The sequence below is a fragment of the Paraburkholderia sp. D1E genome, assembly GCF_052682275.1.
Genome location: NZ_JBQYMB010000001.1, coordinates 6,219,608 through 6,231,874, shown reverse-complemented (window position 1 = coordinate 6,231,874; position 12,267 = coordinate 6,219,608). Strand labels below are relative to the sequence as shown.

9 protein-coding genes are annotated in these 12,267 nt (G+C 62.5%); 3 read left to right on the top strand and 6 right to left on the bottom strand.

Annotated features, from left to right (window positions below; all coding sequences use genetic code 11):
* Positions 1-11: 11 nt before the first annotated feature.
* The 4 genes from frr to rpsB all read right to left on the bottom strand — a co-directional run bounded on the left by frr (position 12) and on the right by rpsB (position 3,428).
* Positions 12-572: a ribosome recycling factor gene (gene frr, locus ACUN0E_RS28135; protein WP_028199370.1), complete on the bottom strand. Its 561-nt coding sequence runs from the start codon at positions 570-572 to the stop codon at positions 12-14.
* A gap of 100 nt (positions 573-672) precedes the next feature.
* On the bottom strand, positions 673-1,386 hold the full coding sequence (gene pyrH / locus ACUN0E_RS28130) for a UMP kinase (RefSeq protein ID WP_011488865.1): 714 nt from the start codon (positions 1,384-1,386) through the stop codon (positions 673-675).
* A 217-nt stretch (positions 1,387-1,603) separates the two neighbouring features.
* Positions 1,604-2,485: a translation elongation factor Ts gene (tsf, locus tag ACUN0E_RS28125; RefSeq protein ID WP_201073229.1), complete on the bottom strand. Its 882-nt coding sequence runs from the start codon at positions 2,483-2,485 to the stop codon at positions 1,604-1,606.
* A gap of 190 nt (positions 2,486-2,675) precedes the next feature.
* Positions 2,676-3,428 (bottom strand): 30S ribosomal protein S2, encoded by a 753-nt coding sequence (gene rpsB, locus ACUN0E_RS28120; protein ID WP_325046815.1) that lies wholly within the window; start codon positions 3,426-3,428, stop codon positions 2,676-2,678.
* A gap of 403 nt (positions 3,429-3,831) precedes the next feature.
* Here rpsB and map point away from each other — a divergent pair, with 403 nt between their 5' ends.
* From map to ACUN0E_RS28105, 3 genes are read left to right on the top strand one after another with little or no spacing between them, the layout of a single operon-like run.
* Complete coding sequence (gene map, locus ACUN0E_RS28115; protein WP_445568636.1) at positions 3,832-4,641, top strand: type I methionyl aminopeptidase; 810 nt, start codon at positions 3,832-3,834, stop codon at positions 4,639-4,641.
* 27 nt (positions 4,642-4,668) lie between these two features.
* Positions 4,669-7,248: a [protein-PII] uridylyltransferase gene (locus ACUN0E_RS28110; RefSeq protein WP_445568635.1), complete on the top strand. Its 2,580-nt coding sequence runs from the start codon at positions 4,669-4,671 to the stop codon at positions 7,246-7,248.
* 6 nt (positions 7,249-7,254) lie between these two features.
* Positions 7,255-9,483 (top strand): pseudouridine synthase, encoded by a 2,229-nt coding sequence (locus tag ACUN0E_RS28105; protein ID WP_445568634.1) that lies wholly within the window; start codon positions 7,255-7,257, stop codon positions 9,481-9,483.
* Positions 9,484-9,629: 146 nt separating this feature from the next.
* On the opposite strand, the gene def is transcribed toward ACUN0E_RS28105, so the two are convergent.
* Both def and ligA read right to left on the bottom strand, forming a co-directional pair.
* A complete protein-coding gene (gene def, locus ACUN0E_RS28100) occupies positions 9,630-10,163 on the bottom strand; it encodes a peptide deformylase (RefSeq protein ID WP_408223668.1) in 534 nt (177 codons plus the stop codon).
* Positions 10,160-12,226, bottom strand: coding sequence for an NAD-dependent DNA ligase LigA (ligA, locus tag ACUN0E_RS28095; RefSeq protein WP_445568633.1), 2,067 nt, complete (start codon positions 12,224-12,226; stop codon positions 10,160-10,162). Before ligA ends, def begins: the two co-directional genes overlap by 4 nt.
* Between the last annotated feature and the right edge of the window lie 41 nt (positions 12,227-12,267).

Genomic DNA, 12,267 nt, shown 5'->3' with positions numbered 1-12,267 from the left:
AGCCAACGGCCTCAGACCGTCATGATCTCGGCTTCTTTGGTCACTACCAGTTTGTCGATTTCGGTAACGAACTTATCCGTCAGTTTCTGAACGTCGTCACCTGCACGGCGTTCGTCATCCTCTGAAATTTCCTTGTCTTTAACGAGCTTTTTCAGTTGCTCGTTTGCGTCGCGGCGCAAGTTACGGATGGCGACCTTGGCCGTTTCCGCTTCGCTCTTGACCACTTTAGTCAGTTCGCGGCGGCGTTCTTCGGTCAGCGCGGGCATCGGCACGCGGATCACGTCACCTTGCGTAGCCGGGTTCAGACCGAGGTCCGATTCGCGGATCGCCTTTTCGACGACCTGGACCATCTTCTTTTCCCACGGCTGCACGCCGATCGTACGTGCGTCGATCAGCGTCAGGTTCGCGACCTGCGAAATCGGCACCGGCGAACCGTAGTAATCGCACTGGATGTGATCGAGCAGGCCCGTGTGTGCACGGCCCGTGCGGATCTTCGACAGATCGTTCTTGAACGCGTCGATGGAACGCTGCATCTTTTGTTCAGCGCCCTTCCTGATATCAGCCACAGACATTTTTAAGCCTCCGAACCTTCAAAACGGTGCGAGCCGGCCAGCGCGCGCGATATGCGGCGGCCTGGGCCCGCGTTAAAGCCCACGTTATGTGAACGAGAGTTTACACGTGGACGAGGGTGCCCTCGTCTTCGCCTTGTACGATGCGTTTGAGCGCGCCCGGTTTGACGATCGAAAACACCCGGATCGGCAGCTTCTGGTCGCGGCACAGCGCGAACGCCGTGGCGTCCATCACCTGCAGATTGCGGCCAATTGCCTCGTCGAAGCTGATCGTGGTGTAACGGGTCGCGCTCGGGTCTTTCTTGGGGTCAGCGGAATAGACGCCGTCCACCTTGGTGGCTTTCAGCACGACTTCCGCGCCGATTTCCGAGCCGCGCAATGCAGCGGCCGTATCCGTCGTGAAGAACGGGTTGCCGGTACCGGCCGCAAAAATCACGACTTTGCCTTCTTCGAGCTGGCGAATCGCGCGGGGCCGGATGTACGGCTCGACCACCTGGTCCATGCGCAGCGCGGATTGCACGCGCGCTTCGATACCGGCGTGGCGCATTGCGTCCTGCAGCGCCAGCGCGTTCATCATGGTGGCCAGCATGCCCATGTAGTCAGCCGTGGCGCGATCCATACCGGCCGCGCCGCCCGCCACGCCGCGGAAAATATTGCCGCCGCCGATCACCACGGCCAGCTGCGTTCCGAGACGGACCACTTCGGCCACGTCAGCTACCATTCGTTCGATGGTTGCACGATTGATGCCAAAGGCATCGTCGCCCATCAGAGCTTCACCGGAGAGTTTGAGCAGGACGCGTTTATAGGCAGTGGGCATAGGGGTATCCAGATCGCGCAGAACAGGGCAACAACAAGGGACTAATGTAGGGGTGAAATGCTGATTCGGGCAAGCGTCGCCAAATTGACGAACCCTGGGGTTCGCCAGCGGCGTGCGCCACGAGGGTCACCCGCGCGCAGCCTTGCGGCGCCGCCGACCGCGGCAAAGTCTTGCTCCGCCGCGGGTCCAACGGTACTAACTGAAGCTTAAGCGATGCTTATTGTTGCTTTGCAGCAGCGACTTGAGCGGCCACTTCAGCTGCGAAGTCGTCCTGCTTCTTCTCAATGCCTTCGCCGACCACGAACAGCGCGAACTTCTGCACGCTCGCGTTGCCAGCCTTCAGCATCTGTTCGATCGTCTGCTTGTCGTTCTTAACGAACGTCTGGTTCAGCAGCGACACTTCCTTCAGGTACTTCTGCACGCTGCCGTCGACCATCTTGGCGACGATTTCAGCCGGCTTGCCCGATTCAGCAGCCTTTTGTTCAGCAATGCTGCGTTCCTTGGCGATCAGATCCGCCGGGACGTCGTCCGAGGACAGCGAAACCGGCTTCATTGCGGCGATGTGCATGGCCACGTCCTTGCCGACCTGCTCGTCCGCGCCGGTGTATTCGACCAGCACGCCGATACGCGTACCGTGCAGATACGCTGCCAGCTTGTTCGCGGTATCGAAACGCACGAAGCGGCGGATCGACAGGTTTTCACCGATCTTGCCGACCAGTGCCAGACGCACTGCGTCGACCGTCGAGCCGTCCAGCGGCAGTGCCGACAGAGCCGCGACGTCAGCCGGGTTTTGCGTAGCGACCAGTTCAGCGACGGTCTTCGAGAAAGCCAGGAAGTCGTCGTTCTTCGAAACGAAGTCGGTTTCGCAGTTCAGCTCGACCAGCGAACCCGCGTTGCCGCCGATAAACGATGCGACCACGCCTTCAGCCGTCACGCGCGACGCTGCCTTGCTAGCCTTGTTGCCCAGCTTCACGCGCAGCAGCTCTTCAGCGCGCGCCATGTCGCCGTCGGCTTCCGTCAGCGCCTTCTTGCATTCCATCATCGGCGCGTCAGTCTTTGCGCGCAGTTCTGCAACCATGCTTGCGGTAATTGCCGCCATCATTTGCTCCTTGAGTTCCGTCTGTCACACGCCGCCCGGACTTCGATACCGGCGGCAAGAATTCGTTTCAACGTCGCACGTATTTTTTACGGGCTACGCTTAGGCACTGCTCACAGCACCACTACTTTGTCGCGGCTTAAAAAAAGGGGGCCTGTAGAAAGCCCCCTTTTTTGCCGGACACGGGGCAGCTTTACGCTTCCGAGTTGACCTCGACGAACTCGTCGCCGTCGCCGCCACGGGCAGCTTGCACCACTTCGTTGACCGCGTTTGCACGGCCTTCAAGGATCGCGTCAGCCACGCCAGCCGTGTACAGAGCGACAGCCTTCGAAGCGTCGTCGTTACCCGGGATCACGTAGTCGATGCCAATCGGCGAGTGGTTCGTGTCGACCACGGCGATGACCGGCACGCCGAGCTTGTTAGCTTCGGTGACGGCAATCTTGTGGTAGCCGACGTCGACCACGAAGATCGCGTCCGGAATACCGCCCATGTCCTTCACGCCGCCGATCGACTTTTGCAGCTTGGCCATTTCGCGTTCGAACAGGAGCGCTTCTTTCTTGCTCATGCGTTCGGTTTCGCCGGCTTCCAGCGCTGCTTCCATGTCCTTCAGGCGCTTGATCGAGACTTTCAGCGTCTTGAAGTTGGTCAGCATGCCGCCGAGCCAGCGTGCATTGACGTACGGCATACCAGCGCGCTTTGCTTCTTCAGCGATGGTGTCGCGCGATTGACGCTTCGTGCCGACGAACAGGATCGTGCCGCGATTCGCTGCCAGTTGACGCGCGTACTTCAGCGCGTCGTTGTACATCGGCAGTGTCTTTTCGAGGTTGATAATGTGAATCTTGTTGCGATGACCGAAAATGAAGGGGGCCATCTTCGGGTTCCAGAAGCGCGTTTGGTGACCGAAGTGGACACCGGCTTCCAGCATTTGACGCATGGTAACTGCCATGAAAATCTCCGCGAGGGTTGGGTCTTAAGCCGGCTGCCGCATCTGCCGCGCTGCCATTGTTTTCTGGCTGAACGCGACGGACACCCTGGGTGCGCCGGCTTGCGAGTCTGCTGCCCTGGTACTGCTACCCCGTAGCGCAGGCAACTATCGCTACAGAGGGTCTTTCCCGCCAGTTTGCGCCCATTAGAACAGCAATAAAGCAACAAAATAAGACAGGGATCGACTTAGCCAAAGATTATAGCACGTGACTATCGGCCGACTCAACCCGCGCGGTAGCTCCTGCTTGCCGCAGCCGGGTTGCACCTACGCGCTCGCCGCCTTATCGCAAAACACGGGCAAAACCCTGCGGCAGCCGGAATATGGTGCGATAATCTTGCAATAAATCGCATTTCAGGCCCGACTCATGGCTATTACGCTCAAAAACGAACACGATATCGCGCAGATGCGCGTCGCTTGCAAGCTCGCCAGCGAAGTACTCGACTACATCACGCCGTTCGTTGCAGCCGGCATCACGACCGGCGAACTCGACCGGCTGTGTCACGAATACATGCTCAAGAAACAAGGCACGGTTCCGGCGCCGCTGAATTATCAGCCGCCGGGCTATCCGCCCTACCCGAAAGCCACCTGCATTTCGGTAAACGACGTGATCTGTCACGGCATTCCGGGCGACAAGACGCTGAAGAACGGCGACGCGCTGAATATCGATGTCACGGTGATCAAGGAAGGCTATTTCGGCGACACCAGCCGGATGTTCATCGTCGGCGAAGGCTCGATCATGGCTAAACGCCTCGTGCAGACCACCTTTGAATGCATGTGGCTCGGCATCGATCAGGTGCGCCCGGGCGCCCATCTCGGCGACATCGGCTACGCAATCCAGAAGCACGCCGAAGGCCAGGGCTACAGCGTGGTGCGTGAATATTGCGGCCACGGCATCGGCACGGTATTCCACGAAGACCCACAGATTCTGCATTACGGCCGCCCCGGCACCGGGCTCGAACTGCAGACTGGCATGATCTTTACGATCGAACCGATGATCAATGCCGGGCGGCGCGACATCCGCACCATGCCGGACCAGTGGACCGTCAAGACCAAAGACCGCAGCCTGTCGGCACAGTGGGAACATACCGTGCTCGTCACCGAAACCGGCTACGACGTGCTGACTGTCTCAGTTGGCACGCCCGCGCGTCCGCCGGTTGTCGCAGCTACAGCCTGACCGACTTCCGACCTCACCCGCCCGCCAATGAGTAGTGTTCCAGCCGTCGCCCACTCCCATGCCACGTCGCTCAAGGCGGACTATAAAGTGGCCAAAGCCCAGTTGCTGGAACGCTTCAAGACCGCCTCCAACGTCGACTCGCTGATGGCCGCGCTCGCGCGTGCCACTGACGAGTCGCTGCGCGCCGCATGGAACACCTGTCAGTTGCCGCCCGAACTGGCCCTGCTGGCCGTGGGCGGCTACGGGCGGGGCGAACTCGCACCGCATTCCGACATCGACATTCTGGTCCTGCTGCCCGACACGCCGATCGAGCATCTCGAAGCGCGCATTGAACGCTTTATCAGCCTCGCGTGGGATTTGGGGCTCGAACTGGGTAGCAGCGTGCGCAGTGTGTCGCAATGTCTCGAAGAAGCCGCCAACGACGTCACCGTGCGTACCTCGCTACTCGAGGCGCGGCGCATTACGGGCAGCGCCCCGCTCTTCGACGACTTTGCGAAGCGCTACCGCGCAGCGCTCGACCCGCGCGCGTTCTTCCAGGCCAAAGTGCTGGAAATGCGTCAGCGGCACGCCAAGTTTCAGGACACCCCGTATTCGCTCGAACCGAACATCAAGGAAAGCCCGGGCGGTCTGCGCGACCTACAACTGATTCTGTGGATTACACAAGCGGCGGGATTCGGCAGCAGTTGGCGCGAACTCGAAGCACGCGGCCTGATCACCGAGCGTGAAGCGCGCGAACTGCGCCGCAACGAAGGCTTCCTGAAAACGCTGCGTGCCCGGCTGCATGTGATCGCCGGCCGCCGCCAGGACATTCTGGTGTTCGACCTGCAAACGCCGGTGGCCGAAAGCTTCGGCTACCAGCCAACGGCCACCAAGCGCGCCAGCGAACAGCTGATGCGACGCTATTACTGGTCCGCCAAAGCGGTTACGCAGCTCGCCACCATCCTGATCCAGAACATCGAAGCGCAGCTTTTCCCCAATACGAGCGGTATCACGCGCGTGCTGTCGGACCGTTTCGTCGAAAAGCAGGGCATGCTGGAAATCGCCAGTGACGACGTATTCCAGCGCGAGCCGAACGCAATCCTCGAAGCTTTCCTGCTCTACGAACAGACGCCGGGCGTGAAGGGTTTGTCGGCGCGCACCCTGCGCGCGATCTACAACGCCCGCGACGTAATGGATCAGCATTGGCGGCGCGATCCGGAAAACCGGCGCCTGTTCATGGACATTCTGAAACAGCCGGCCGGCATCACGCACGCGCTGCGTCTGATGAACCAGACCAGTGTGCTCGGGCGCTATCTGCTGAACTTCCGGCGCATTGTCGGACAGATGCAGCACGACCTGTATCACGTCTACACGGTCGATCAGCACATCCTGATGGTATTGCGTAACCTGCGCCGCTTCGCGGTGGCAGAGCATGCGCATGAATATCCGTTCTGCAGCCAGTTGATCGTGAATTTCGACCGGCCGTGGGTGCTGTACGTGGCCGCGCTCTTTCACGATATCGCCAAGGGCCGTGGCGGCGACCATTCCACGCTCGGCATGACCGATGCGCGGCGCTTTTGCCGCACCCATGGCATCGAGGGCGAGGACGGCGAACTGGTCGTCTGGCTGGTCCAGCAGCACCTGACCATGAGCCAGGTCGCGCAGAAGCAGGATACGAGCGACCCCGAAGTCATCAAACGGTTTGCCGAACTGGTTGGCAATGAGCGCCGCTTGACCGCGCTTTACCTGCTGACCGTGGCCGACATTCGCGGCACCAGCCCAAAAGTCTGGAACACGTGGAAAGGCAAGCTGCTGGAGGACCTGTACCGCGCCACTTTGGCGGTGCTCGGTGGCGCAAGGCCTGACGCGCATTCGGAACTGAAATCGCGCCAGGAAGAGGCACTTGCGTTGCTGCGCCTCGAAACCGTGCCGGAAGGCGCGCAAAAGGCACTGTGGGACAAGCTCGATATCGGATATTTCCTGCGCCACGACGCAGCGGATATCGCATGGCAAACCCGCGTGCTGTACCGGCACGTCGAGACCACGACGCCGATTGTGCGGGCACGTCCGTCGCCGATCGGCGAAGCGCTTCAGGTGCTGGTGTATGTGAAAGACCAACCCGATCTGTTCGCCGGCATTTGTGCTTATTTCGACCGCAACGGCTTGTCGGTGCTCGATGCGCGGGTCAGCACGACCCGTCACGGGTACGCGCTCGATAATTTCCTCGTCGCGCATACCGAAGAAGACGTGCATTATCGCGATATTGCCAATCTGGTCGAACAGGAACTGACCGCACGCCTCACGGGTGACGGCACTCTGCTTCCGGGACCGTCGAAAGGCCGTTTGTCACGGCTGTCGCGAACCTTCCCTGTTACGCCGCGCGTCGATCTTCGGGCCGACGAGCGCGGCCAATATTACATCCTGTCCGTGTCTGCGAACGACCGGCCAGGCCTTCTTTATTCAATCGCGCGCGTGCTGGCCGAGCACCGGGTCGGCGTCGCGTCGGCGCGGATCAATACGCTCGGCGAACGCGTCGAAGACGTGTTCCTGCTGGATGGGCAGGGTCTGTCGGACAACCGCCTGCAAATTCAGGTCGAGACCGAACTGCTGCGCGCGATTGCAGTGTGAGATTTCATGCGAGTCAAATTAACAGCCAAGCACCCGCGGCCGGCTTCGTCCGAACGCGCCCCTGTCCGTACCGGAAGCACCTCGGCGCGTAAGCCGACGCGCCCGGCCGGCCCCAGGCCGTCTTCACCGACGGCGGGTTTCAACGGGGGGCGGGGTGAAGGCGCTGCGTCAGGCGGCGGCAAGCGCCCGGCGGGCGCCGGTGCGCGTGCGCCACGGGCTGAAGGATCGTTTTCCCGCGAGCGGGATGCCGGCGCTGCGCGCCGGGCACCGTCAGATCGGCCGCCGCGACGCGAAGGGCCCGACGGTGCGCCTCGCCGCTTCGAGGGAAGTGGTGATCGCGCTCCGCGTCGGGACGAAGGCGCTCGTGCGCCGCGTAAGTTCGAAGGTGGTGGCGACCGTAGCGAACGCGCTCCGCGCCGCGCTGACGGTGAACGCACGCAAGGTGCCCCGCGTCGCTTCGAGGGCGGCGGTGATCGCGCCCCGCATCGGGATGAAGGCGCTCGTGCGCCGCGTAAGTTCGAAGGTAGTGGCGACCGTAGCGAACGCGCTCCGCGCCGCGCTGACGGTGAACGCACGCAAGGTGCCCCACGTCGCTTCGAGGGCGGCGGTGATCGCGCCCCGCGTCGGGATGATGGCGCTCGTGCGCCGCGTAAGTTCGAAGGTGGCGGCGACCGCAGCGATCGCGCTCCGCGTCGGGACGAGGGCGCTCGTGCGCCGCGTAAGTTCGAAGGTGGTGGCGACCGTAGCGAACGCGCTCCGCGCCGTGCTGACGGTGAGCGCACGCAAGGTGCCCCGCGTCGCTTTGAGGCCGGCGGCGATCGCGCTCCGCGTCGGGACGATGGTGAGCGTGCGCCCCGTAGGTTTGAAGGCGGCAGTGATCGTAATGACCGCGCACCCCGTAGTTTTGAAGGCAACCGCACCCCACGACGTGACGACGGTGAACGCCGCTCGTTCAGCGGCCCACGCCCGGGTGCAGGCCGTCCGACGGAAGGCGGCCCACGTGGCGAGCGTCCGGCGCGTGATGCATCGGATCGACCCCGCTTCGGCAGCGAACGGGGCGCCCCGCAGGAGCGCCGCAGCGGCGAGCGCGGGCCGCGCAGCGACAGCGCACCGCGCCGTTTTGAAGGCGACCGCGGCTCATCCGACCGTGGCGAGCGCACTTTCGCGAAGCCCGTCAAAAGTGGCTACGGCGACCGCACGGACCGTCCGGCGCGCGCACCGCGCGACGACCGCGGCGAACGAGCACCAGCCAGGCGTGAATTCGGCGATCGTCCGGCGCGTGCCTGCGAACGTAACGACCGAGGCGAACGCCCTGCCCGGACCTTCGACAAGGCACTGCCGGCCGCCGGCCGCCGCTTTGGCGACGACAGCCGCCCCGCCCATGCCGACAAGCCGCGCGGCCCGGCATCCGCAGCCAAAGCCGAACGCGACACCGACGCCGCTCCGCGCACGCCGCGCCGCGATTATGAAGATGCGCCGGGCACCCTGCGTCTGTCGAAACTGATGTCGGAACTCGGCCTGTGTTCACGCCGCGAAGCCGACGAATGGATCGAAAAAGGCTGGGTGCTGGTCGACGGCGAACGGATCGACACGCTCGGCACCAAGGTTCGTCCGGACCAGCGCATCGAGATCGACCCCGCAGCCGAAGCTGCGCAAGCAAGCCAGGTGACAGTCCTGATCCACAAGCCCGTGGGCCTTGTGTCGGGCCAGGCGGAAGACGGCTACCAGCCGGCGATCACGCTGGTCACACCGGAAAATCGCTGGGAAGGCGACAGTTCGGACATCCGCTTCTCGGTCTCGCATCTGCGCCAACTCGCGCCGGCCGGACGCCTGGACATCGATTCGACAGGCTTGCTGGTGCTGACGCAGGACGGCCGTATTGCCAAGCAGCTGATCGGCGGCCATTCGGAGATCGACAAGGAGTATCTGGTGCGCGTGTCGTTCGGCGAGCACACCACTGACGTCGAAAATCACTTTCCGCCGGAAAGCCTCGCACTGTTGTGCCATGGCCTCTCCCTCGACGACGTGCCGTTGAAACCCGCCCAGGTCAACTGGCAAAACGGCGAGCAACTGCGTTTCGTCCTGCGCGAAGGCAAGAAACGCCAGATCCGCCGGATGTGCGAGCTGGTGGGTCTCGAAGTGATCGGCCTGAAGCGCGTGCGGATGGGTCAGGTGATGCTTGGCGCTCTGCCGCCGGGCCAATGGCGTTATCTGTCGGCGGACGAGTCGTTTTGACGCCGGGAGCTTAACGCTCAAACAGCGAACGACTCACGGTGCCCGCACCGTGAAGCTCGCCCAACAAAAAACCCACGCCAATGCGCGGGTTTTTTGTTTTCTGCGACATACCCGACGATGCGATCGCCGCCCGCCGGGATGCGGCGTCAGTCGTCGCTATCCGGGTCCATATCCGGAAACAGGACTTCCGTGAAGCCGAACTTCGCAAAATCGTTGATCCGCATCGGATACAGTTTGCCGATCAGGTGATCGCACTCATGCTGCACGACGCGCGCGTGAAAGCCCTCGGCGACGCGGTCGATCGGTTTGCCGAATTGATCGAAGCCGTGATACTTGATCATCGAGAACCGGCTCACCGCACCTCGCAGTCCCGGCACCGACAGGCAACCTTCCCAGCCCTCTTCCATATCCTGCGACACCGGCGTGATGGTCGGATTGATCAGCACAGTCTCCGGTACCGGCGGCGCGTCCGGATAGCGCTCGTTGTGCCCAAAACCGAAGATCACCACCTGCAGATTGACGCCAATCTGCGGTGCGGCCAGCCCCGCGCCGTTCGCGTCGTGCATGGTCTCGAACATGTCTTTGACAAGCTCATGCAGTTCAGGGGTGTCGAAATGGTCGACCGGATCGGCAATTTGCAAAAGGCGCGGATCGCCCATCTTGAGAATTTCGCGGATCATAACTGCCCCTCCAGGAGCTTACGCATACCATCTTCGTCGAGTACGGGGACGCCGAGTTCCTCCGCCTTCGCCAACTTGCTGCCGGCTTCGGCTCCGGCCACCACATAGTCTGTTTTCTTCGACACCGAACCGGCCACTTTTGCTCCTGCCGCCTCGAGCATTTCCTTCGCCTCTTCGCGCGCCAGCGTCGGCAAGGTGCCGGTCAATACGACCGTCTTGCCGGCCAGCACGCCTTGCGGCGCCTTCGGCGCGGGCGGCCCTTCCTGCCATGTGACCTTGCCCGGCGCGCGCAGTTGCTCGATCACCGTGCGGTTGTGCTCTTCGGCAAAAAACTGATGAATCGACTCGGCCACCACGGGCCCGACATCGTTTACCTCCAGCAATTCTTCGACCGAGGCATCCATGATTGGATTCAGCGAGCCGAAATGTTTGGCCAGATCTTTCGCCGTCGATTCGCCCACATGCCGGATGCCGAGCGCGTAAATAAAGCGCGCCAGCGTGGTGTGCTTGGCTTTTTCGAGCGAGTCGAGCAGATTCTGCGCGGACTTTTCGGCGAAGCGGTCGAGTTCAGCAAGTGTTGCAAAGCCGACGTTGAACAGATCGGCCGGCGTACGCACCAGATTCTGCTCGACGAGTTGATCGATGATCTTTTCACCGAGCCCGTCGATATCCAGCGCCCGCCGCTGCGCAAAGTGCCACAACGCCTGCTTGCGCTGCGCCGGGCAGAACAGCCCGCCCGTGCAGCGCGCGATCGCCTCGTCCGGCAGCCGTTCGATGCTCGAACCACACACCGGGCAGTGCGTGGGCATGACGAACTCGCGGGCGTCGTCCGGGCGACGGTCGAGCAGCGCGCTCACCACTTCGGGAATCACGTCGCCGGCGCGCCGCACGATCACCGTGTCGCCGATGCGGATATCTTTGCGGCGCACTTCGTCTTCATTGTGCAACGTCGCGTTCGTCACCGTTGCGCCGCCGACAAACACCGGCTCCAGCCGCGCAACCGGCGTGATCGCGCCGGTGCGGCCGACCTGCACATCAATCGCGACAAGTTTGGTCAGCGCTTCCTGCGCGGGGAATTTGTGCGCCAATGCGAAACGCGGCGCGCGCGAGACAAAGCCGAGCGCGTCCTGCTCATCGCGCCGGTTGACCTTGTAGACAACACCGTCGATATCGTAAGGCAGCGTGTCGCGCTTCCCGCCTACCGCATGGAAGAACCCCAGCAAGCCCTCGGCGCCTTGCACCACCGCCCGCTCGCCATTCACCGGCAAGCCGAGTTCCTTGTACCAGTCGAGTAGTTCGCTATGCGTGGCCGGCATCTCGAGCCCTTCGAGCACGCCGATTCCATAAGCGAAGAACGACAGCGGCCGCTGCGCGGTGATTTTCGAATCGAGTTGCCGCAGGCTGCCTGCCGCGGCGTTGCGCGGATTGGCGAATTCCTTCTGCTCAGCAGCCCGCTGGCGCTCGTTCAGACGTTCAAAATCGCGCTTGAACATGAGCACTTCGCCGCGTACATCGAGCACATGCGGCACCCGTTTGCCCTTGAGCTTGAGTGGAATGGAACGGATCGTGCGAACGTTTTCGGTAACGTTCTCGCCGGTGGCGCCGTCGCCTCGCGTGGACGCCTGGACGAACGTGCCGTCGACGTAGCGCAGCGAGATGGCGAGGCCGTCGAATTTCAGCTCGGCCGCGTAATCGACCGGCACGGGCGGCTCGCTCGCGTTCTTGCCGAGCGCGTCGCCGACGCGCTTGTCGAACGCGACGATGTCTTCGTCCTCGAAGCCATTGTTCAGCGAAAGCATGGGTTGATCGTGCACGACCGGCTCGAAGCCGGTTGACGCCTCGCCGCCCACGCGCTGGGTGGGCGAATCCGGCACAATCAGGTCCGGATGCTCCGTCTCGATTCGCTCCAGCTCCTTGAAGAGCTTGTCGTATTCCGCGTCCGGCAGGTCCGGCTGGTCGAGCACGTAGTACGCGTAATTGGCGCGTTCGAGTTCCGCGCGCAGCCACGCGGCCCGCTCTGCGGGAGCGCTGGTTGCAGGATTTGAGGCGGGAGTTCGGGCCATGCTGTCGGACGCTTCTTCAAAAGAATTCAGACATTGGATTA